The organism is Paenibacillus mendelii, from assembly GCF_024498075.1.
GTDB lineage: Bacteria > Bacillota > Bacilli > Paenibacillales > Paenibacillaceae > Paenibacillus_Z > Paenibacillus_Z mendelii.
Genome location: NZ_JANHOF010000023.1, coordinates 32,649 through 54,483 on the forward strand (window position 1 = coordinate 32,649; position 21,835 = coordinate 54,483).

The 21,835-nt window shown below is 47.9% G+C and carries 21 protein-coding genes; 17 read left to right on the forward strand and 4 right to left on the reverse strand.

Annotated elements, in window-relative coordinates:
- Positions 1-40: 40 nt before the first annotated feature.
- Positions 41-742, reverse strand: a complete 702-nt coding sequence (locus NNL21_RS32850) for an SAM-dependent methyltransferase (protein WP_204822046.1) — start codon at positions 740-742, stop codon at positions 41-43.
- 298 nt (positions 743-1,040) lie between these two features.
- Positions 1,041-1,991, reverse strand: coding sequence for a helix-turn-helix transcriptional regulator (locus NNL21_RS32855; RefSeq protein ID WP_204822045.1), 951 nt, complete (start codon positions 1,989-1,991; stop codon positions 1,041-1,043).
- Positions 1,992-2,069: 78 nt separating this feature from the next.
- Here NNL21_RS32855 and NNL21_RS32860 point away from each other — a divergent pair, with 78 nt between their 5' ends.
- From NNL21_RS32860 to NNL21_RS32880, 5 genes are all read left to right on the forward strand, one after another.
- Positions 2,070-2,468 carry a hypothetical protein gene (locus NNL21_RS32860; protein WP_204822044.1) on the forward strand — a complete coding sequence of 133 codons (399 nt, stop codon included), beginning with the start codon at positions 2,070-2,072 and terminating at the stop codon, positions 2,466-2,468.
- A gap of 21 nt (positions 2,469-2,489) precedes the next feature.
- Positions 2,490-2,915 carry a nuclear transport factor 2 family protein gene (locus tag NNL21_RS32865; protein WP_256555644.1) on the forward strand — a complete coding sequence of 142 codons (426 nt, stop codon included), beginning with the start codon at positions 2,490-2,492 and terminating at the stop codon, positions 2,913-2,915.
- 342 nt (positions 2,916-3,257) lie between these two features.
- Positions 3,258-4,022, forward strand: a complete 765-nt coding sequence (locus NNL21_RS32870; protein WP_204822043.1) for an alpha/beta fold hydrolase — start codon at positions 3,258-3,260, stop codon at positions 4,020-4,022.
- An 86-nt stretch (positions 4,023-4,108) separates the two neighbouring features.
- Positions 4,109-4,498, forward strand: a complete 390-nt coding sequence (locus tag NNL21_RS32875) for a dihydrofolate reductase family protein (protein WP_204822042.1) — start codon at positions 4,109-4,111, stop codon at positions 4,496-4,498.
- 124 nt (positions 4,499-4,622) lie between these two features.
- Entirely contained in the window at positions 4,623-5,162 is a 540-nt protein-coding gene (locus tag NNL21_RS32880; RefSeq protein WP_204822041.1) for a hypothetical protein, read from the forward strand.
- 111 nt (positions 5,163-5,273) lie between these two features.
- Here NNL21_RS32880 and NNL21_RS32885 read toward each other — a convergent pair whose 3' ends face one another.
- Complete coding sequence (locus NNL21_RS32885) at positions 5,274-6,035, reverse strand: alpha/beta fold hydrolase (protein WP_204822040.1); 762 nt, start codon at positions 6,033-6,035, stop codon at positions 5,274-5,276.
- A 223-nt stretch (positions 6,036-6,258) separates the two neighbouring features.
- Here NNL21_RS32885 and NNL21_RS32890 point away from each other — a divergent pair, with 223 nt between their 5' ends.
- Positions 6,259-6,693 (forward strand): SRPBCC family protein, encoded by a 435-nt coding sequence (locus NNL21_RS32890; RefSeq protein WP_204822039.1) that lies wholly within the window; start codon positions 6,259-6,261, stop codon positions 6,691-6,693.
- A 171-nt stretch (positions 6,694-6,864) separates the two neighbouring features.
- Complete coding sequence (locus tag NNL21_RS32895; protein WP_204822038.1) at positions 6,865-7,563, forward strand: VOC family protein; 699 nt, start codon at positions 6,865-6,867, stop codon at positions 7,561-7,563.
- Positions 7,564-7,649: 86 nt separating this feature from the next.
- Here the strand turns inward: NNL21_RS32895 and NNL21_RS32900 are convergent, their stop codons facing one another.
- The gene (locus NNL21_RS32900) at positions 7,650-8,216 is read right to left on the reverse strand and encodes a 5' nucleotidase, NT5C type (protein WP_204822037.1); all 567 of its coding nucleotides are present in this window, start codon (positions 8,214-8,216) and stop codon (positions 7,650-7,652) included.
- 103 nt (positions 8,217-8,319) lie between these two features.
- Between NNL21_RS32900 and NNL21_RS32905 the strand changes: the two genes are divergently transcribed.
- The 10 genes from NNL21_RS32905 to NNL21_RS32950 all read left to right on the forward strand — a co-directional run bounded on the left by NNL21_RS32905 (position 8,320) and on the right by NNL21_RS32950 (position 21,830).
- Positions 8,320-9,366, forward strand: a complete 1,047-nt coding sequence (locus NNL21_RS32905) for a DUF4037 domain-containing protein (protein WP_204822036.1) — start codon at positions 8,320-8,322, stop codon at positions 9,364-9,366.
- Positions 9,367-9,418: 52 nt separating this feature from the next.
- A complete protein-coding gene (locus tag NNL21_RS32910) occupies positions 9,419-9,652 on the forward strand; it encodes a hypothetical protein (protein ID WP_204822035.1) in 234 nt (77 codons plus the stop codon).
- A gap of 264 nt (positions 9,653-9,916) precedes the next feature.
- Positions 9,917-11,644, forward strand: a complete 1,728-nt coding sequence (locus NNL21_RS32915) for a sensor histidine kinase (RefSeq protein ID WP_204822034.1) — start codon at positions 9,917-9,919, stop codon at positions 11,642-11,644.
- The gene (locus tag NNL21_RS32920) at positions 11,637-12,725 is read left to right on the forward strand and encodes a response regulator (RefSeq protein ID WP_204822033.1); all 1,089 of its coding nucleotides are present in this window, start codon (positions 11,637-11,639) and stop codon (positions 12,723-12,725) included. The genes NNL21_RS32915 and NNL21_RS32920 overlap by 8 nt, the downstream gene beginning before the upstream one ends.
- 157 nt (positions 12,726-12,882) lie before the next feature.
- Positions 12,883-14,607 (forward strand): extracellular solute-binding protein, encoded by a 1,725-nt coding sequence (locus tag NNL21_RS32925; protein ID WP_204822032.1) that lies wholly within the window; start codon positions 12,883-12,885, stop codon positions 14,605-14,607.
- A gap of 139 nt (positions 14,608-14,746) precedes the next feature.
- Positions 14,747-15,862: a Gfo/Idh/MocA family protein gene (locus tag NNL21_RS32930; protein WP_204822031.1), complete on the forward strand. Its 1,116-nt coding sequence runs from the start codon at positions 14,747-14,749 to the stop codon at positions 15,860-15,862.
- Between the two features lie 23 nt (positions 15,863-15,885).
- Positions 15,886-16,719 carry a sugar phosphate isomerase/epimerase family protein gene (locus tag NNL21_RS32935; protein ID WP_204822030.1) on the forward strand — a complete coding sequence of 278 codons (834 nt, stop codon included), beginning with the start codon at positions 15,886-15,888 and terminating at the stop codon, positions 16,717-16,719.
- A gap of 70 nt (positions 16,720-16,789) precedes the next feature.
- Entirely contained in the window at positions 16,790-17,917 is a 1,128-nt protein-coding gene (locus tag NNL21_RS32940; protein WP_204822029.1) for an ABC transporter ATP-binding protein, read from the forward strand.
- 8 nt (positions 17,918-17,925) lie between these two features.
- Positions 17,926-20,865, forward strand: coding sequence for an extracellular solute-binding protein (locus tag NNL21_RS32945; protein WP_204822028.1), 2,940 nt, complete (start codon positions 17,926-17,928; stop codon positions 20,863-20,865).
- Entirely contained in the window at positions 20,865-21,830 is a 966-nt protein-coding gene (locus NNL21_RS32950; RefSeq protein WP_373567629.1) for a carbohydrate ABC transporter permease, read from the forward strand. Before NNL21_RS32945 ends, NNL21_RS32950 begins: the two co-directional genes overlap by 1 nt.
- The last annotated feature ends 5 nt before the right edge of the window (positions 21,831-21,835 follow it).

Consider the following 21,835-nt stretch of genomic DNA (forward strand, 5'->3'; position numbering starts at 1 on the left):
AAACATAAAAGAAGGCTGCTTTAGGCAGCCTTCTTTTCAGTTATACGATTCTTGTTGCAATAAATTTGACAAAAGTAAGTAATTCTTCTTCATCGGCATTTAACAATTCTGTATCACAATTTGATTGCCACCATAGGTTATGACTATCTTTAATATATTCCACTTGATTGATTGTGACTGTTTTTGTTTTTGACCAATGATTTCCCCACCACTCTGCAGTATGAAAAGTATAAAGATCGTCGGTCCATAGTTCCCTTAATTTATAAGGGAGATCTTGTTCATTTGATACTTCTCGCTTTACACCCGGCACTACGATTCCGATTTCAGAGCCCTTCTTCACTAACTTTTTCAAATACCATGATAAAAACAACTCATCTGTTCCGAAATAATGATAAGCATCAATACTAATTATGCAATCAAAAAATTCATCTGGAAAAGGCATGGAATGTGCCTCTGCTTTTATAGGATAGACGAGACTCTCTACCCCCGCGGTCCTAATACGAGATAAGTTCTCTGTGGGATCTATCCACAAATCACTCGCCCATACCTGAACTCCAAACTCTTTTGCTAGAAATATAGATGTTAATCCTTTACCACAACCAAGATCAAGAACTTTCATACCTGGGGTGAGGTTCATTTCCCTAACTAGTTCTTCAACTAACCAAAGAGGATTGGGTCCCATCTTGTTCTCATTAATCCAGCTTGGATCATAATTTGCAGTTAACGGGAATCTTTGATTCAAAGCTACTCATCTCCTAGAATTAATTTGCGTACATCACCACTTTGTATGTTGCAAGCATTAGCTCTATTCATAAGACAACTCCCTTAGTAAATTTTTGATTTTTTCGGCTACTTTCCCAATTACCACTATTTAACAAATAAATAACATTTCCTTCTAAAATAGCAAATAATCAATCTCGTTTTAGAACTATAGCTCAATACTAACAAGGACGAGGCTGCCGATAAGATCGGTGACCTGTTCAGCTAACGGGCAGATTAACTTAACAGGGCATTTCTACTTACTTGAATATCATGCAACATTAAGGATATAGTTTTTTCATCCCTTCTAACTTACACTTTATATACGTTATGGCTTCCATAGGTTCAGCAATTTTTGCTTCTTGTCCCAGCTCCCATATCATGTCCGTATAAAACTCCAATTTGTTAGCTGGTATGAGCATTCGAATAATTCCTCCTCCATCGTCCTGACTTTCGATGAAATCTCTCAACCTTCCGTTCTCCTCTAATTTTCTCTTTCCTTTTTGTGTTAAGTGAACACAAAATAATGTTTTTTCTTGACGCTCTAACTCCTCCGCATCCCAGTTGAACACTGACTTCCTATCTACATCTTCAAGACAAGAAACGTTATCATTCAGACTTGCGGTCAAAATTCGATCCACTCGAAATAGTCTGTACGCTTGTCTGGTAAAACAATAAGCCGGACAGTACCAATAACCACGGTCAGAATAAAGTCCAATGGGCTGAATTTTTCTGGTATCCAGTCCGTTTTCGCTTGAATTGTACTCAATCGTAACGGCAGATTTTATCATGATTGCTTGTAATAAAACGGTGAGGCATGTGGCCGACATACTCCGGTTGGGGGACCAAATTGCTACTTTATCCTGTAATCGGTTAATTTGTTCTCTCACATCAGTCGGCAAATAGTGATAGAACTTATCTAGTGCAGATTCCGCTTGATCACCGAACGGAAGTGCACCAAAGTATCGTAGAGACTGGACGGCGAAAAAAATCGCAATAGCCTCGCTTTCAGTAAACGCTATTGGTGGAAGTATACGTTCATTTAGAAGCCTGTAGCCGCCGCCACGCCCTTGAATGGAATAAAGGGGTACCCCTAGTTCTCCCAGATCGGTTAAATCCCTAGAAATCGTTCGTGGTGAAACACCTAAATCCATCGCAAGCTCCGGAATGGTAAATGATTTTTTTGCATTAATGATCATCATCAATCGCAATAATCGTTGAGATTTATACATAAGCCCGCATCCCTTATTTTTTTTTATCATATCACATAAACATGTAAGTACCTGTCATGTTTATAGGATATTCTTGTTTTGTCAGGAGAAAAGATTATCGTTTCAGGAGGGAATCAAAAAGTGATCGAGGTAAACAAGTTCGTTGAAAAGTATGTAGCGGTTTGGAATGAATCAGATGAAAGTACCCGGCGTAAGGTTATTGCCGAACTCTGGACCCGGGATGGTAACCATTTCGCTGAAGGGATTGAGGCAAGGGGATACGATGAGATCGAAAAAAGAATCGCTAGTGCTCACGATGAGTTTGTTAGAAAAGGTGGTTATATATTCGTCCGTGCAAATCTCTCTAAAGCACTCCAAAATGCTGTCGTGTATAGCTGGGATATGCTTCCGTCACAAGGTGGAGAGGTCGTTGCAAGTGGGATCGTTTTTCTTATTTTAGATGACAATGGCCAAATTCGTACAGAATATCAATTTTGAGCAAAAGAGGAGTTTACCACAATGATGAAGGATAATTATACAGGCCAGCCAAATGGAAGAGATGTGAAAACTTCGCCATGCAGTCGAGCCTTTCAGGCTTTTCGTTCCGCATTTGAAGATGGGGACACGACTGATTTCCTCGCCCTTGCTACAGAGGAATTTCATTTCTCGATCCCTTTACCATACGATGATTGGAAAGATAAACAGGTTGGTAAGCAACGGTTTAAAGAACTGGTCAGCTTTGAAAGGGAAGTGCTGCGCGTAAAGCTTACTCCCCTTATTGTACTTTACGATCTCCATTTTGAAGTCGTAGTTTTTCAGGCTGAGGGGACATTGAATAAACAACCTTATCGCAATGAACTTACGGTAGTTTTCGAATTTGAGGGCGATCAAATCAAGTCATTCAAAGAATTTGTTGGTATGCCACTAAAAAGTTACGAGAATTAGACAAAATTCCGTCAGTAGCATCGGTAATGTTGTTGCGCTAAGAGGGAACGTTAGTTGAAGGAACCAAGGAGCAGTTTGCCGCGGCAGCTGCTCCTGTTTTTATTAAGGGCTGGATAACGTAGTGATGTACTTTCAGTGGAGGTGTTTGTATTGTTATACGATGACCTCTCTTTCTCTTGTGAAAAAGCCCGATAACTGCAACTCTGGTATAAAACAATCTCTCGGAAAAGGGTGGAGTGCATGAACAAAGAAAGCAATTCAAAAGAAACTTAGAAACATTGATTGTACTATTATTGAAATGATAATGACGATCGTCCGTCAGGACGCAGAGGAGGCTTAGGCATGAGTGATACAAAAAGCGGTTACAAGAATGTCAATGGATTGAATATGTATTATGAAATCCATGGAAGAGGCGAACCGTTAGTTTTGCTCCATGGTCAGTTTACGACTACCGGTATGTTCGATCCGATATTGCCGGAGTTGGCCGATCGCCGTCAGGTAGTATTAATTGAACAGCAAGGTCATGGTCATACGGCAGACATTGACCGCCCCTTAAGTTTTGCTCAAATGAGCCGTGATACCGCTGAATTATTGAATCAATTGCAAATCGCTGAAGCGGATGTGTTCGGATACAGTGCTGGCGGAACAGTCGCATTGCAGCTGGCCAAGTCGAATCCCCGCCTGATCCGCAAACTGGCACTAGCCTCAACCGTATATAGTATGGATGGCTATTATCCCTCTATTGTCGAAGGACTTAAACATGCTTCCGCCGAAGCTTTTCCATCCCAGATGAAGCATGAATACGAACGTGTAGCTCCACATCCTGAAAACTGGTCCAAACTGATCGCCAAAGGTGCAGAGATGGCTAATAACGTGAATAAACAGGATTTTCTGGAGCCGGAGCAGCTGCAATCCATTACTGTGCCTGTCCTGCTCGTAATCGGAGATAATGATATTATACGTCCGGATTACGCTCGTGAGATGGCAAAGTTGCTTCACACAAAACTAGTCGTCGTGACTGGAGATCATGCTTCGTATATTTCTACTCAACCCCAGTCATTGCTCGGTCATCTAAATAAATTTTTCGAGCTATCCGTGAACCAGTAATGCCTGGTAGTGTGATGGATGCTAACATGAGCTAAACATGTTTCTGATGAAAACAATAAACAAAATAGATTGGAGTTGGAGTCATTGTGGCAAAAGTTATCTTTGGTATGACGATGTCACTCGATGGATTCATTAATGATGGGAATGGCAGTGTCGCCTTGCTCTATCCTGACCTGAAGGAGCTTGAGCAAACCGACCTGATGCAAGAGTCGATCCGCACAACCGGAGCGGTAGTTATGGGCCGTAGAACCTTTGAAATGGCAAGTGATCCTGATGCCTACGCCGATGCCTATGAATTTCAGGTTCCAATTTATGTCATCACTGAGCAAGCGCCAGAGAGAAAACCAAAAGAAAATGGCCGTATAAGTTTTACGTTCGTAGATACTGTCGAAGCTGCTATTCAGCAAGCCAAACAAGCCGCTGGAGAAAAAGACGTCACAGTAGTGGGTGGTTTAATTGGAAAGTTGTCCAAATGAGAACGAATGAACCAGCAATGCATTTTTGACGAGATATAATCAACCGTGTGGTTCGCGATCAAAATGGGTTAAGCTAAAGGGTAGAGTGATTTCATAACATTATTATTGCGGAGGCTGACTCAGCATGAGTGAATTCAGTGAAAGTTTTCATCTTAAGACTTTGGATCAAACAAAAGCAGTAACTCTGCTGCGCGATTCTGAAATGACGGGTTATGTTTATGGGGAAAAGCAGGGGTGGGTTACCTTTGTAGTTGATTACAGAGGGGCAAATGTAGACGAGATAATAAGCGAATTAAATCCTGGAATTCTAGTCCATTACGTCTATCTTGAAGATCATATGTGGACATTAAAGATATACAATAAAGATGAGCTTGTGTTTGATTATGAAGCTGACTGGGCAGGAGAAGATCTAGTCATTGAGAAGAAGCTATTTGATCTCGAGTTCTTGGAAGAATTGGTTTTGCAGCAAGGTAACTCCATAGTTGGTCTTGAGCAAATTTTCGACTTTAAGGATAGCAAAATAAACTTTGAAAATCAGCCAGCATATTTAATAGCTCAACGAATGGGTTTAACTAATTATGAGTGGGTTTCCTCAGATATTTTAAGTGAGTTTGATCATAATCAATTAGAAGAGATGGAAATCATATTTGTTGAATCAGAATAGAATAGTCTGCTAGCGGGACACGCTAGTCAATGAAACAAGGGAGCAGTTTGCCGCGGCAGCTTGCTCCTTGTTTTTAAGTTAAAGGGCAGTAGAGTGTGGCGGAGGACGTTGCTACTGCGTGATTTGTTTGATTTGTTGGATACAATCCTTGATCGTATCTATGACGACTTTTGGCTCTGAGAATTGAGGGAAATGTCCACTTTTTTCAGCGGGGATATGTTTGTTGTATCTAGATAATGAAAGTAGTTCCAACTGATGCTCGATCCGTTTTTTACGAACCTTCTCTGGCATCATACGATTTTCTTTCATACCTGTAATCACATATACGGGTATGTCGGGAAAATGATCAATTGCATGGATTTGTTCCACCGTTTTTTTTACAAAATGAACCTCGCTGAATTGTTTATGGGAAGAGAAGGAATCGAACGTAGATAATAGCTTGTTCATTCGTTTTACTACCGTACCTTGATATTCATCAAGGCTTATATCTTTCGGATGGCTGGATTCTAAAAAGACGATGCCAGCTACATCATTTGGGTAACGCCGGGCATACAAATTTGCATATAATCCCCCTAATGAATGCCCAACAAGCAAGAATGGAGGTTCGAATCCTACTATCTTTAATGCCTCCTGTAAGGTTTCGACAATTGTTAGTCCATCTTGGGGTTCTTTAGGCTTATCACTACCCGCCACACCCAAACGATTATAGGAAAACACAGAGGACGACTCCGAAATTTCAGGCAATATTTTCATCCAGCCTTCTATGGGGCCAGACCCGCCGTTAATTAAAACAATATGGGGTTTGCCGTTTCCTCTAATATTAAATTGTAACTTCCCTCTTGATGTAACCAATTTAGAAATCTCTATTGCCAATACACGACACCTCACTTGGTTATGGCTTCATTTTACACTAGCAATACGTTCTTGACGTATGGCGGTTCCGCACCATTCCGTTGAACGGCAGGAGCAGTTTGCCGCGGGCAGCTCTCCTTGTATTTAATTTATATAATAGCAATTGAAAAGAAATCTAGCTGCCGCTTCATGCTATAATTGGTTTAGGTAAATTGTGTATCTTAACCACCAAGGAGGTTATGTAATGGGAACAGGTAATCAAGTAACGATAACAGTGGAAACAATTGTTCATTCACCCGTTGAAAGCGTATGGAAATATTGGACGGATCCGAAGCATATCATGCAATGGAATAAGGCTTCCGATGATTGGCACACGCCATATGCCGAGAATGATCTGAAGGTCGGCGGTAAATTCGTCTCCAGAATGGAAGCCAAAGACGGCAGCTTTGGATTTGATTTCGGCGGAGTATATGACGAGGTGAGCATTAACGAGAGCATCTCCTATACAATCGCCGATGGTAGGAAAGTGAAGATCGCATTTATTCGCCAAGACAACGACACGCGAATCACCGAATCGTTCGACGCGGAAGAGACCAATGCCGTCGAGATGCAGCAAGCCGGATGGCAGGCGATTTTAGACAATTTTAAAAAATATGCGGAAACGGCTAAAGAAGAATAACTTTCGCCGAGTCGGAGTTTCAAGGAGCAGTTTGCCACGGCAGCTGCTCCTTGTTTTTTTGTAAGCCATAGAACAGTTGTCGAAATGAATAATGAAAATGATTTACACGGGGAAAGGTATGGGATAGTCTATTGTTGAGGTAAATTATGGTAATTGGAGGCGAGCGGAAGAATGAGCAATAACTTAGAAGAGCAAGTCGTTATAACAGAGAACATACAAACGGTACCAAAAAGATTATTGAAAAAGGTGTCTTGTATCTATATTCCGTCCTCCAATCCAGATCGGACATCGAAGTGGTTCGCTGAACATTTTCAATTATCAAGTACGGAAGGACCATGGCTTACCTTAGATGATGGGTCAGATCTTATGTTCATTGAAGTGAAAGATGGGACAACAATGAAGTATAAAACAGACGCATGGTCGGGTCAAAATTTTGACATGAACATGTTGTCTTTTCAAGTTGAGGACATAGAAAATCTACATCGCTCATTGAAACAAAGCGGCGCTCAGGTTGAAGAGCTTCGAGATAACGGTGGCTGCGGAATGGAGTTTTATTTTTATGATCCGGATGGGAATAAATATGGTGCATGGGAAATGCAAACCATGGTTACAAGAAAACAGGGGATATCCAACACGGCGGATATCGAAGAAAAATTTATCTTTGGGAACTGTTATTTTGAAGGGAACATCAGTTCATTTTTAACGGAAGCAGCTGCTCATTCTCGCGGCTCATCAAGAAGAGTCCATATCCTTGATTGTGAAAAATTAAGGGAGGAGGATTCAGAGGGCTATAAGGAGGTCATCAATCGTCTAAACGAATTTAATTCAAAAAATCATAATCCATATCTGACATTGGTTTATAGCGAATAGATGTTTCTAGTGGAAGAGCAGGTGCCTACGGCAGCCTGCTCTTATATTTGTGAAATAGTCGTTCTAAGCGGGTTTAACGTAATATACTATGCTCGATTCAATTTACAAGCTAAGTAATCGACATGCTGTTTGACCTCCATCCAATTGGATGCCCGATATACGAATTCATTCGTCACGGACAAATTATAGGGTTGTTCATAGAGAATAACAGGCTTATTGGCAAGGGCAAACTCCTCAGCATAGTGAGGACCGTCATCAATCAATACATCTACCTTAGAATGAACGCATGCTTGGAGTTTGTTTTCAATTAGCGTAATCGTATGATAGTTAATATTATGGTACTTGAGCCATTCAGTAGTAACATCAAGAAAAAGTAAGGGACGGGCCGTAATAATGGAAATTAGATGCTGCTCAAATAGCTGCTGTAAGATTTCTACAGCCATTGGAAAGGGGGCTGAGTTCCAATGAATATCATGTCCGTATTGGCTATAAATAGCATCACGCTCTGCCCTGTCCCACCCATACAAACGATATAAATAGAAATCATTCACATCATCAGGTGTAAACGATAATCCAGACGCTATATTATAGTATTGTAGATGTGCAGATGTTGCATCAAGAATGGTATTGTCCAAATCTATCCCAATGTGCACAGACCATCAACTCCTAGCATCACGCATTTAATCCAATATACCATATATTGGGGGTCACGAGTTCTCTTCACAAACTAGTTGATGAATCCGGAGGTAATCATCCATGTCTTTTATAAAGGGTATTGAATTGTGCCGTCGATTTCATACGGAAGTCGTTGAACCGCTCATGATGGAAGACTATCACCACTTGTCCTATTCATCGGCGCTGGTTGGTCCCGGCAGTGAAGTGCTCGGATATGATACGGAAATGTCAACGGATCACGACTGGGGACCCCGTGTGTATCTGTTTCTTGACCAACAGATTATCGACGAGTATGCCGAACAAATTCAAGCTTCTTTGCAAGAACGGGCTCCGGAACGGTTGTATGGATTCCAGCTGGATATCAGGAGGATTGTGATCACAACGGTGCCGGGGTTCATCGAAAGTATCCTGGCGATTAGCAGGGCTGAACCTATCGAGCCGTTGGATTGGCTGACATTTCCTTCGCAGTCCCTTCTGGAGATAACCAGGGGAGCCGTCTATAGGGACGATCATGGTCAACTAGCCAAGATGCGTGAAAAATTTGAGTATTACCCTCATGATATATGGCTGTACCTGATGGCATCCTGTTGGCAGCGAATCGGGCAAGAAGAGCATCTCATGCTCCGATCGGGTTTTATGGGAGATGAGCTTGGATCAGCACTTATTGCTTCGCGCCTTGTCCGCGATATCATGAATCTTGGCTTCTTAATGGAGCGACATTATGCCCCTTATCCAAAATGGTTCGGTACCGCGTTCAAGCATCTGAAATGCTCCGGTGAATTAATGCCTCATCTGTGGAAGGCCCAAACGGCCTCCGCTTGGAGAGAGCGCGAGCATGCATTCCATAAAGTTTATGAACATTTATCAAGAATGCACAACGAATTGAACATCACTGAAAATATCGCTAAAGATGTTTCGTACTTTTACGACCGCCCCTTCAAGGTCATGAATGGGGAAGGAATCGCTAGACGTCTTGCAGATCAAATTATAAATACAGATCTTCACCAGTTAGCCGGACAACGCTTGATCGGCAGCATCGACCTGATTACGGATAATACGGATTTCAGGACAATGAAATACGCAAGAAATGAATTGAAAGCATTATTCAAGTCTGCAATAAGGGACTAGTAAAGCTAGAACGGGGAGGGTTTGTCTATAGCAGTAGATGGGAGGAATTGCAATGGATCGTAAAGTGATAGACAATCTAATCGGATTGTTAGTCGGAACAGTCTTTCTATTCATTAATTGGCCGGAATTCCCTTTGATTACGGAGTGGACTAGGGACATCACGGGAGGAAACGCCATTTTTGAAGCAGTAGAAATGATAATGAATGATATCGGCCTTATCCTCGTGCTTTGGTTTGGAGCAAGATTACTTGCAGGAGTGCTAAGAAATCAGAGGGAAGACAAGTAATCATTCATTGTGGCGATGCTGTGTGTATGGAGGAGTCCGATCAGGGAGCTCCTCTTTTCTATTTGCAGAATTTCTCTTGTTACGAGAACGATTCGTTTGATATAATTTGGCATCCGTACTCCAAACTGTGAGTATGGGTGGAGGAAACGCAGTCTTCGACAGCGAACCCTATCAAATAAGCAAACATTTTACGATCTTTAAGCCTATGGACATTCAATAGCATGATAACCGGCTTACTTCAGTGGGGCTGCGGGAGGGTGAAGGATGGTTTCGATGAAACGGTTGGTTCCCTATTCGCTCAAAAATAGGTTGACCATCATGCTGATTGTGGCAACCATGTTTCCGCTTGTACTCGTTGGCGCCATATCTTATGCGTCGATTTACTCGGTTCTGGAGAACAAAGCCGAACGGGGCGTACGGAGTAATCTTCACCAGGTCATGCTGTCGCTGGAGAGTACGCTCGATCAGCTCAATCATGCTTCCCAGCAGCTGGCCTTGGACGGCCGGATCGGCAAGAGCCTCGACCGCTATCTGAAGGCCGCTGTGTATGAGAGAAAGCTGCTGCACGATGAAATCAAGAACGAGATCAGCCTGGTTGCCTTTACGAACCCTTCCATGGGTCTCGCGTTTTATTATTTTGCGGATTCCGGGAAGGTCATGTTTGAAAATTACAGCATCGAGAAGGATGTCGATATTCGTAAGCTCCCCGTGCTGTCCAGGTTCAGCACGATATCGTACAATGGACCGCACCGCTCTCTAAATCCGTGGGACGGACATCAGGTATTCTCCATCGTCCGCAACGTGAGTTTGATTGACGAGAAGAATGTGTATGTGTATATCGAAACGAGCTTTAAGCTGGCTGAATCGCTCTTGAGCATGGATCGGTCGGCGGCCGATACCGCTCATCTCATCGTGAACGATGAAGGACGGATCCTATTCAGCGAAGATGAGAAAGCGTTTCCTTCGGGGAGCCTGTATGGATCCAGCGAGGGAAGTCCGAACCGCTACGCGGGCCACTATTTCTTCGAAGAAACGAACGAAAAGCAGAACTGGAAATTGGTTGGCGCCATTCCCAGGGCCTCCTATGACAGCGAGCTTCGAAGCTGGCTGCTGCAATTTGGCGTACTGACGGTCCTGTCGCTTGCTGTCGGTATTCTGGTGGCATGGATCCTATGGCGCTCTGTGTATGAACCGCTGAAGAGACTTTCGCAGGATATGCGGCAGGTTCCGTATTCGAAGCCTTCAAGCAGCGGGAAATCTATCTCTATTATGGAATTCGACCACATCCACAATGGGTTCGAATCCATGCGCTCCCGGATTGAGGAGCTTCTGCAGGAGGCAGAGCACAGAGAGCAGCGCAAAGCGCGGCTGGAAGTGGAGAAGCTGCTGCATCAGATCAATCCTCATTTTCTCCACAATGCGCTCGATACGATCCGCTGGCTGGCCAGAATGCGGGGGCAGAAGGAGATTGACAAGCTCGTCTCGACATTAAATAAAATTCTTCATTACAATCTCGACAAGGGTGAAACGGCGCAAATACGCGATGAGTTGGAAGCGCTCCATAACTATATGTCGGTACAATCCGTCCGGTATCATTTTCATTACGAGATCGAGTTTCAGGCGGAGGAAAGCATGCTGGACTGGGTCATCCCCCGGTTTATTCTGCAGCCATTGGTCGAGAACGCACTTCTTCATGGTCTGAGGGAGGACGGGCGGATTTCCGTCCGCATTGCTGCGGAAGGGGAGGATGCGCTGATCGAGGTTAGAGATGACGGAACCGGGATGACGGAGGAGCAGCTGCGGAAGCTCAAGGATCCCGAAGCGGACCGTGGTTCAAGCGCCGGATTTGGCATTGGATTGAATTACGTAAGGAAAGTCGTCAATCTTCAATTCGGAGATCGTGCCAAGCTGGAAATCGAAAGTAAGCCGGATACGGGGACGGTCATCACGCTCCGGCTGCCTATCATAACGGGGGTGGAAGGCGATGCTTAATGTGCTTGTGGTAGATGACGACCATTTGGTGCGTACCGGATTTATCACGATGATGCCTTGGAGCCGGCATGGGCTGCGGGTCGTGGGAGATGTGGGCAACGGGGAAAAGGCGCTGTCCTTTCTGCGCAATAATCCGGTTGATCTCCTAATTACAGATTTGGCCATGCCCATCATGTCGGGAATCGAGCTCATGCGGCAAGCGAAACAGCAACTCCCGAGGCTTCATATGGTGGTGCTGACGTTTCACCACGAATTTGAATATGCGCAGGAAGCAATCCGCCTTGGCGCACTCGACTATATTACGAAGGTGGAGCTGGAAGAGGATCGCATGGATGAGGTGCTGCGGCGCATTGCGATCCGGATTGCGGAGGACGAGCAGGTTAGCGCGGCAGCAATCCCGGCTGCAGACGATTTCTACGAAGGGCCGGTGTATTCGGTAAGGAGCGGATCGGCGGAAACGGGGAAGAAGGAGCTGCAGTTGCTCAAGGAACGATGGTGTTCATTCGATTGGATGGTTGACGACGAACGGTTCGCGGCGCTGATGGAGGAGATGTCGGTGCGGCGCCTTACTCCCGAGCGCATCGAGATGCTGTTCGAAGCGGCTGTGCCTCAATGGGAACGGATCCTGCCGGAGCTTCGTCCTTACATGGAGACGGACGGATTGCACACCTGGCGGCAATGGACGGAATGGCTGGAAGGGCTGCGGCTTGCGGTTAGTGAGTTGACACGGACGCTGCCCTACTCCTCCGAAGTGCTCAATTGCATCGTGAAAGCGCAGGATTATATCCGGAACCATCTGGAAGAGGAGCTGCAGATGCCGCAAATCGCGAGGATGGTCGGCATGAGCCGAAGCTATTTTAGCCGCTGCTTCCATGATATCTCGGGGTTTACCTGTAATGATTATATCCGGGATCTGCGGATCGAACGGGCCAAGACGCTGCTTCGGCAATCGGACAAATCGATCAGCTGGGTGGCGGTCCAATCGGGATACCCGAACGTCAAATATTTTGCCAAAGTGTTTCGCAGCGCAACCGGACTGCTGCCGAGCGTCTATCGCCAGAACGGGGCAGGTCACAAATGATACGAAAACAGGTGCAATCTTATCTACTGGATTGCACCTGTTTTGCAATAAAGACGAAAATGGTGGAAAAAAGAGACCGATGTGGACCCCTGAAGGGGATGTCTGCCCTATACTAAATGTAAGTTCACATCCATCACATTTGAAGCGAGGCTTTGTAATGAAGAGGAGCAAATGGTGGGAACGAATAGGCATTATCATGGCCATCCTGCTTATTGTCATGCTGGCGGGATGCAGTTGGAGCAAAGAGACCGGCAATCGGCCGGGTGCTCCGAAGGACGGGAACGATCATTCCCTGCAGGAGGATAAGCAGGCCGAAGAAGCATTCGATTATTTTAAGTACAAGGAACCGGTCGAAATTACGATCATTAAGGACGTTCCGCCAGGTTTAAAGCTGCCTGAGGGGGAAACGATCGAGGATAATTCATTCTCGCGTTTTGTTAAGAAGCATACGAACATCGATTTTAAAGTGGCTTGGTACGCGACGGGGCAGGATTTCGTGCGAAAGCAGCAGCTTGCGATCGCCAGCAACGACATCCCGGATGTCATGCTGGTCGATGAAACGGCCTTCCGCCAACTGGCTGCGGCAGGACAGCTCGAGGATCTGACCGAAGTGTACAACAAATATGCACAGCCGGAACTGAAGAGCAAGTATGAAGCCACTCAAGGCGTGGCGTTAGCCAAGGCGACCTATGAAGGCAAATTGATGGCAATCCCTAATTTGAGCGGGCTTGCAGAATCCATTAGCCTGCTGTGGGTAAGGCAGGATTGGCTGGATAAGCTTAACATCCCGGCACCTCGAACGGTGGAGGATGTGGAAGCGATTGCAAAGGCGTTCGTCGGGCAGGATCCCGATGGGGACAACCAAGCGGATACGATCGGTTTGACTGGATCGGGTTCGTCACTGTACGCGAATGGCTATGCAGGCATTCATGATTTCACGGGACTCTTCGCAAGCCATAATGCGTACCCTGGCCTCTGGCTCAAAGGAGAGGACGGTTCGATTGTATATGGTTCAACGACCGTTGAGACAAGGGAAGCCATCGCCAAGCTGCGCACCATGTATGCGGAGGGTCTGATCGACAAGGAATTCGCGCTGCGCAAAGACCCGAATCAGCTTCTGACGAGCGGAGAAGCAGGCTTGTTCTTCGGTGCTTGGTGGTCGCCATGGCACTTGTCCGAATCTGTCGCGAATGATCCATCGGCGAATTGGAAGCCCTATTGGATTGCAGATAGGGAAGGGAAGCTGAACACACATATGGTGCCGATCAGCTCTCGCTTTGTCGTCGTGAGGAAAGGGTTCAAGCATCCGGATGCGGTGATGACCTACATTAACTGGTATACGGGCGGCGACGATTTGAAGAGCGAGGACGAGAAGGAACGGGCCCGTGCTCAGGTGCGGTTCGATGATTACAAGAAGCTAGATCCGACACTAATCACGGCGCTATATCCTCTATACACGACTTACGTGGACACGGATGTCGTGGAGAAGACCAATATGAAGCTGAAGCAGGCAATCAGCGGCGAAGTGAAGCCCGAGGACATGTTATCCGGCGATCTGGTATTATTCGAGCAATGGCAGCGCGATAACGCCAATCCAAAGAGCAACGCGGCGGATTGGTCCCCGCCCTACGCATTTCTCAGCGGAGGGGATGCCGTCATGCAGCCGGCGGACCGGAAAGTATTCAACGAATACACGGCGATGACCAAGACCATGGAGCGCAAATGGGAGAACCTGCAGATGCTGGAGACGGAAACGCTGTACAAGATCATTATGGGCGAAGAACCTCTAGAAGCGTTCGATGCCTTCGTAGCGAAATGGAAGAGCCAGGGCGGAAGCGAAATTATCGCGGAAATCGAAGACGAGCTGAGCAAGCAGCACTAGCGAACCATAAGTCGGGTCAGTGCCGGCATAGGATTGGGCTGACCCCCAACCCTATGCTTCTGCCCGCACGTTATTCACATTTAGTTAGTTAAATAGTGTATTTAACTAAACGATCGATAAGCAGAACAGGAGGCTGAACATGAGAATTGGTATTATTGGTTACGGATTACGGGCGGGCTACGTCTACGCCCAGATGAAGCAGCTCTTCCCGGAAACGAAGCTTGCCGCCATATGCGATCCGCGCAAGGAAGAACTGGCGCAAACGGTGGGGGAAGAAACACGATTCTATGATACGCCCGAGCAGATGCTCAACGGGGAGAAGCTGGATGCCATCATGATCGGCACGCGATGCAACCTGCATACTGAGCTGGCGGTTCGCCTGCTTCCTACGGGTATTCCATTGTTTCTTGAGAAGCCGGTAGCAACAACGCTTGAAGATCTGAAGCGCCTCAAGCATGTCTATGAGAACTCGCGTTCAGAGGTTGTCGTATCGTTCCCGCTGCGCAACACGCCGTTAATCAAGCGTGTGAAGGAAGAGATTGACGCAGGCAAGATTGGGAAAATCGAACATGTGCAGGCAGTTAACAATGTGTATTACGGCGGCGTGTACTTTCACAATTGGTACCGGGACGAAACCCTTACGGGCGGGTTGTTCTTACAGAAAGCGACGCATGACTTTGACTACATCAACTATATAACTGGCGAGAAGGCGCAGTGGATTACAGCGATGAAGTCCAAGCAAATATTCAAGGGCACAAAGCAAGCCGGCCTTGAATGTCCGAACTGCGAGGAGTATGAGACTTGCCCGGAAAGCTCTCTGGTACAGCCGTATGGGACGAAGTGCTGCTTCGCGGAGGATACCGGGAATGAAGATTCCGGGAGCGCGCTCATTGAGTATGAGAGCGGAATGCATGCCGTATACACCCAGAATTTCTTCGCCCGCAAGGCAGCTGGCAAGCGGGGAGCGAGGTTGCTCGGGTTCAAGGGTACGTTGGAATTTGACTGGTATACAAGCGACATCGTCATTTATCCCCATCATGAAGATAAGGAGCCGGAACGGATCGCTGTAACGCTGGCGGCTGAGGATGCACACAGTGGGGGAGATACGGCATTAATCCGAAACTTCGTTGGAATTATCCGGGGTGAGGAGCAGTCCAAGACTCCGCTTGAGGAAGGCCTGTTCAGTGCCTTGATGTGCTTGAAGGCGACTGCTTCAGCGGAAGCGAGAACATTCCAGTCGATTACGTACGAATAACAAACAGAGAGGAAGGAAGCAATATGATAAAAGGTGTAAATCAATGGTGTTTCCCTGAAGGAACATCGCTTGAAACTGTTTTTTCGGTCAGTCAAGCAGCTGGATTGAAAGCGGTTGAATTAAATGTTAATCCGGATGGAGGCGTAGGGCTTACTCGCCTCACAACGGCAGAGCAAGCCAAGGACATCGTTGACCAGGCAGCCGGCTACGGCCTGCAGCTGCGAAGCTTGTCCACGATTCTGCTGTGGGATTATCCCCTGTCTTCACAGGACGAAGCGATTCGCCAAGAAGGAATAGCAGTTGTACGCAAGCAGGTGGAATTAGCTGAGGCTATGGGGATCGACACCGTGCTCGTCGTGCCCGGCGTGGTGAATGAGGATACCACCTACCAGCAATGTTATGACACGAGCAGCCGTTCGATTCGCGAGCTTGTGCCCTATGCGGCAAGCAAAGGCGTATGTCTGGCAATCGAGAACGTGTGGAATAAATTTCTATACTCACCGATTGAGATGGCGGCCTTCATCGATCAGTTCCAATCGCCTTTCGTTCAGTCGTACTTTGACGTAGGAAACGTGCTTGCAGTTGGCTACCCCGACCAGTGGATACAGGTACTTGGCCATCGAATCCGTCGTGTGCATGTCAAGGATTACAATCCACAAGTTGGAACACTGGACGGTTTCGTGCCGCTGCTGTCTGGCAAGGTAAATTGGAAGAAGGTGCGTGAAGCACTGAAGGACATCGGCTATACGGATACGGTAACGGCTGAATTAACGCCATATGACCATAATCCGCTGCAGTTGATTCACGATACATCCCAGCATCTGGAACGCATTCTATTTGAAAGCGTTTACGATTGAGCGGGCGGATCATAGAGCTCTCCCGGACTTCATCACGAAACCGGTCTGAGCCAGAGAGGGGAGAGGGCAATTGGCTAGTGTACGACTATCTAATCTGAGCAAAAGATACGAAGGAAACGGAACGAATGTCGTCGATCGGATCAATTTATCGATTGAGGACGGTGAGTTCATGGTGCTTGTTGGCCCTTCGGGATGCGGCAAGTCGACAACATTGCGGATGGTTGCCGGACTGGAGAGCGTGTCGGACGGTGATATCTATATTGGTCCCACGATTGTCAACGACATGCCTCCCAAGCAGCGTGATATCTCCATGGTGTTCCAGAATTACGCGTTGTACCCGAATATGTCGGTGTATGAGAACATGGCGTTCGGAATGCGGCTAAGAAAGACGGAGAAACACATCATGGATTCCTCGGTTAAGCAAAGCTCCCGGGTGCTGGAGATCGAGCACCTGCTGGAACGCAAGCCGCGCCAGCTCTCAGGGGGACAACGCCAGCGTGTAGCGCTTGGACGGGCGCTCGTACGCCAGCCCCAGGTATTCCTGCTCGACGAGCCGCTGTCGAATCTGGATGCGCGGCTGCGTGTCCAGATGCGGGCCGAAATCGTGGAGCTCCACCGCCAATTGGCAACGACGACGATCTACGTTACACATGATCAGATCGAAGCTATGACAATGGGGACACGAATTTGCATTATGAAGAACGGGAAGATTCAGCAGGTAGGTACACCAGAAGACGTGTATACACGCCCTTCGAATTTATTTGTAGCGGGATTCATTGGCACGCCTCCCATTAATATTATGCAGGGGACCGTGGTTGAACTGGGGGAGAAGGGCTTTGCCTTTACGACGAAGCGATTCACGCTTCGCCTGCCGAAGCGGTATGAAGCGACAATCCGAAGCCAGAGCCTGATGAATCGGAATGTCTTCCTGGGTGTTCGGCCTGAATTCGCGTCGCTGCCCGCCTATTACGGGGGTAAATCGGATGGGCTGGAGATCAGGGGCGAGGTATTCTTCAGCGAGCTGGTAGGCGCAGATCGTTATATCCATGTTCATATTGGCGCAGACGCCTTCGTATTTCGTGCACCGGCTTATGAACGCGTGCCCATCGGGGAACTGGTGGACATTGTGCTTCATCCGGAGGCGCTCCTGTTGTTCCATGCGGATACGGAAGAGCGGCTGCCGGATGAACGGGATTGAGGCCGAAGATGAGAAGATGGATACGAGGTTTATTACTGCCGCTTCTTCTATTGATTGCTGTTATCTATGGCGTTCGAACGATATATAGTGATACGCCGTCTTCCTTCTCCATTGCCGAGCTGGAAGGGGAGGATATTCCCTTGCCGGCAGCTATTGGGGAACGATTGACTGGGACGTACACCGCTCTGCTTACGCAGTGGAAGAACGAGAATTACAAGCTGGCGACTGGTCAACATATTGCATTAACGGCTGCTGCCCCATCCGGCACATCGGAGCACGTGCAGCCTGGAGCAGAAGGCGATTCCATCGAGCTGCAGGAGCCGCAAAGCTGGGTCGAATACGATTTCGATGTCACGAGCAGCGGGCTGTATGAATTAGAAATCGGCTACATGCCGCTGAAAGGAACATTCGCTCCGGTCCAAATCGCCGTAGAGCTGGACGGAGCTTCACCTTATAAGGAAGCGGAATATCTCACGCTTGAACGCGTATTCCGCGATGCGGTATATCCGCCTCTTACCAATGAGCGGGGCGATCATCTGCGGCCGCTTCAGGAAGAAATACCGTACTGGCGTATTGTAACTTTAAGCGATGGCAAGCTATCGCATCGTGAACCGCTGCGCTGGATGCTCACAGAAGGCAAGCATACGGTTCGGATCCGGCTGATCAGGGAGCAGGTGGCATTAAAGTCCATCGCATTTGTCCCTCCACACACCGTAGACGCGTACAACGCATCCAGCGTCGAGCTGCCCAAAGGCTCTGATGCAGCTTGGCAGACGGTCATTGAAGCGGAGCAGATGGCCGCGAAATCCGATCCGTCTGTGCAGAGTCAGGCGAGCAACGATGATCTGGCCTTCCCTCCTTCCGAAGGACGTACCATTCTCAATACGCTGGGAGGCGAGCGTTGGTACAGGGGTGGCCAGTGGGCGGAATGGGCGTTCGAGGTGCCGAAGGACGGCTGGTATGACATTCATCTGAAATATTTGCAAAACCTCAATCGGGATGTGACCTCCTATCGTATGATCACGATTGATGGGAAAACGCCATACGAGGAGTGGCAGCATGCAGCGTTCCCATATAACCGGGATTGGTCCATTCAGGCGATCGCGGATGCGAACGGGAAGGCGTACTCGGTGTTTCTGCCTGAAGGGCAGCATACCTTACGCATGTCTGTTCAGACAGCGGAGACATCCGGAATCCGGGAGCGGCTCGCAGCGCTGCAAGCGGAGCTGCAGCAGGTCAGCTATCAGATTAAGCTGGTCAGCGGCGTACATGATTCGAATATGATTGATCCCAACCGGGATTGGGATATCACGAAGAACGCGCCTGAATTGGCGGGAGATTTTCGGGGGTACGCAAAACTGCTCTATGAGCAAATTGGCGAGCTCCAGCAGCTGCTTGGCAATGATAATGGGAGCGCTGCACTGCGTTCGGCACTATATGATTTGCTTGACATCGCCAAGGATCCGAATCTGATTCCGCGCAAGCCGCAATTATTGGGGACGATTCAAGATGCATTAGCGTCGTATGTCGATACGCTTACGTACCAGCCGTTGTCGCTGGACCAGATTTATATTACGGCTGCCGGAACAAAGCCGGATGTGCAGATGCCGGGCTGGAAAGAGAAGCTCGGTAATGATGTCAGCGGCTTTATGCGCTCGTTCTCGCCCAATTACATGTATAACGGGCGAAGCGATGAAGAAGCATTAACCATCTGGGTGAATCGGGGCCGCGATTATGTGTCCTTACTCCAGCAGCTGGTGGATGAGACATTCACGCCGGCGACGGGCATCCCTGTCAATATTAACTTGATGCCCAACGAGCAGCTGCTTATCCTAAGCAGTTCGTCGGATCGGCAGCCTGATGCTGCGCTTGGTGTCAGCCAAAGCTTGCCGGCCGATCTCGCGATGCGTAATTCATTGGCGGATTTAAGCCAGTTTCCGGATTTCCAGCAAGCCATCGAGCCGTTTCACCCGGGCTCACTGATGCCATTTCAATATGATGGTGGCGTATATGGACTGCCGGAGACGATTATGCTGCCTATGATGTTCTACCGCAAAGATATATTTGAAGCCTTGAAGCTCCCGCTCCCGAACACTTGGGACGAAGTCGTCGAGCTGCTGCCGTCCTTGCAGCAGCGGGGGATGAACTTCTTTTACTCACCTCTCGGATACTTGCCTTTCTTCCTGCAGAATGGCGCTGAGGTCTACAAGCCCGGCGGACTGAGCAGCGGGCTCGATACGCCTGAGGCGTTCCAGTCCTTCAAGCAGTGGACGGATTGGTTCAATGTATACGGCTTTCCGAAGGAAGTGCCGAACTTCTACATGCATTTTCGCAACGGCAGCCTTCCAATCGGCATTGCGGATGTGAATACCTATCTGCAGCTGCTGGTAGCAGCGCCGGAACTGACAGGCTCGTGGGCGATTGCGCCACTGCCTGGAACGAAGGACGACCAAGGAGAGATTAACAGGTGGGCAGGGGGATCCCTGCAGAGCGGGGTCATCTTCCGCTCCAGCAAGCGCCAGCAGGATGCATGGTCGTTTCTGAAATGGTGGCTCTCGGAGGAGACGCAGACGCGATTCGGTACAGACATGGAGCTCATTAACGGCGTGGAATTCCGCTGGAATACAGCCAATTTTGACGCATTCGAGAAGCTTCCATGGCCCGAGGAGGATAAGCAAGCCATGGCTAAGCAATGGCAGTGGTTTCAGGAGCTGCCTAATGTGCCGGGCGGCTACTTCACGCAGCGGGAACTGAGCTTCGCTTGGAACAGAACCGTGCTGTACAAAGAGAATCCGCGCGAGAGCCTGGAGAAGGCTGTCTTCGAAATGAACCGGGAGCTTGCGAGAAAGCAGCGGGAATTCAATTTAATCGACACTACCGGGCACGTACTGAAACCGCTGCAGGTTCCCGTACTCGACAAGCCTTGGAGAAGAGGAGGACAAGAATGATGGCTAGGCCGGAACTATCGACTGCGTTGCCGGTTGCGCCACCGCAGAGAGCGAGCTTAGGCATGCGGTTCGTACAGGAGTTAAGAAGGAGTGCTTTGTCCTATGCGTTCATTGCACCGTTCTTCATCGTCTTTCTCTTGTTCATCGCGATTCCTACACTGGCAGCGGCAATCCTGTCCTTCACCACCTTTAATGCGGTTGAGCAGCCCAGATTCATCGGCTGGACGAACTATATTAATCTATTGACGCAGGATCTCGTGTTCTGGAAGCATGCCATACCCAACACGTTTAAATTTGCGATTATCGTAGGCCCGGTCGGCTATTTCATGTCCTTTGCCCTGGCCTGGTTCATCTGTAAGCTGCCGCAGCGGCTTCGCACCTATTACACGCTGGCGATGTATGCCCCTTCACTGACAGCTGGTGTAGCGATGGCGGTTGTCTGGCTGATTGTCTTCAGCGGTGACCGGCTCGGTTACTTGAATGGCTTGCTGATCCGTCTCAATCTCATTGATTCGCCGCAATTGTGGACACAAGACCCCAGATACCTGCTGACGATCATGATGATCGTATCGATCTGGTCCAGTATGGGGATCGGATTCCTGGCGATGATTGCCGGTATTCAGAATGTGGACACACAGCTGTATGAGGCTGGAAAAATCGATGGCATTAAATCGGCTCTCCAGGAAATTTGGTATATTACGATTCCAGCGATGAAGCCTCAGATGCTGTTTGGCGCAATTATGGCGGTCGTGGGCACGCTGAAGGCAGGGGCGATCTCGATGGAATTGTCAGGCGTCAATCCAACGCCGGGCTACTCCGGTCATCTCATCATTAATCACATCGACGACTTTGGCTTCATTCGCTTTGAAATGGGCTACGCTGCGACATTATCGGTCTTCTTGCTCGTACTCGTCTATGCGACTAGCAAGATTTGCATGAAGCTGTTCGGATCACGAGGGGAGTGAATGCT

What these genes read in the sequence shown, in the direction of transcription:
- NNL21_RS32855 (WP_204822045.1), bottom strand. Translation starts at nt 1,991, where the DNA reads ATGTATAAATCTCAACGATTATTGCGATTGATGATGATCATTAATGCA.
- NNL21_RS32865 (WP_256555644.1), top strand. Translation starts at nt 2,490, where the DNA reads ATGATGAAGGATAATTATACAGGCCAGCCAAATGGAAGAGATGTGAAA.
- NNL21_RS32870 (WP_204822043.1), top strand. Translation starts at nt 3,258, where the DNA reads ATGAGTGATACAAAAAGCGGTTACAAGAATGTCAATGGATTGAATATG.
- NNL21_RS32880 (WP_204822041.1), top strand. Translation starts at nt 4,623, where the DNA reads ATGAGTGAATTCAGTGAAAGTTTTCATCTTAAGACTTTGGATCAAACA.
- NNL21_RS32890 (WP_204822039.1), top strand. Translation starts at nt 6,259, where the DNA reads ATGGGAACAGGTAATCAAGTAACGATAACAGTGGAAACAATTGTTCAT.
- NNL21_RS32895 (WP_204822038.1), top strand. Translation starts at nt 6,865, where the DNA reads ATGAGCAATAACTTAGAAGAGCAAGTCGTTATAACAGAGAACATACAA.
- NNL21_RS32905 (WP_204822036.1), top strand. Translation starts at nt 8,320, where the DNA reads ATGTCTTTTATAAAGGGTATTGAATTGTGCCGTCGATTTCATACGGAA.
- NNL21_RS32910 (WP_204822035.1), top strand. Translation starts at nt 9,419, where the DNA reads ATGGATCGTAAAGTGATAGACAATCTAATCGGATTGTTAGTCGGAACA.
- NNL21_RS32915 (WP_204822034.1), top strand. Translation starts at nt 9,917, where the DNA reads ATGGTTTCGATGAAACGGTTGGTTCCCTATTCGCTCAAAAATAGGTTG.
- NNL21_RS32920 (WP_204822033.1), top strand. Translation starts at nt 11,637, where the DNA reads ATGCTTAATGTGCTTGTGGTAGATGACGACCATTTGGTGCGTACCGGA.
- NNL21_RS32925 (WP_204822032.1), top strand. Translation starts at nt 12,883, where the DNA reads ATGAAGAGGAGCAAATGGTGGGAACGAATAGGCATTATCATGGCCATC.
- NNL21_RS32930 (WP_204822031.1), top strand. Translation starts at nt 14,747, where the DNA reads ATGAGAATTGGTATTATTGGTTACGGATTACGGGCGGGCTACGTCTAC.
- NNL21_RS32935 (WP_204822030.1), top strand. Translation starts at nt 15,886, where the DNA reads ATGATAAAAGGTGTAAATCAATGGTGTTTCCCTGAAGGAACATCGCTT.
- NNL21_RS32945 (WP_204822028.1), top strand. Translation starts at nt 17,926, where the DNA reads ATGAGAAGATGGATACGAGGTTTATTACTGCCGCTTCTTCTATTGATT.
- NNL21_RS32950 (WP_373567629.1), top strand. Translation starts at nt 20,865, where the DNA reads ATGGCTAGGCCGGAACTATCGACTGCGTTGCCGGTTGCGCCACCGCAG.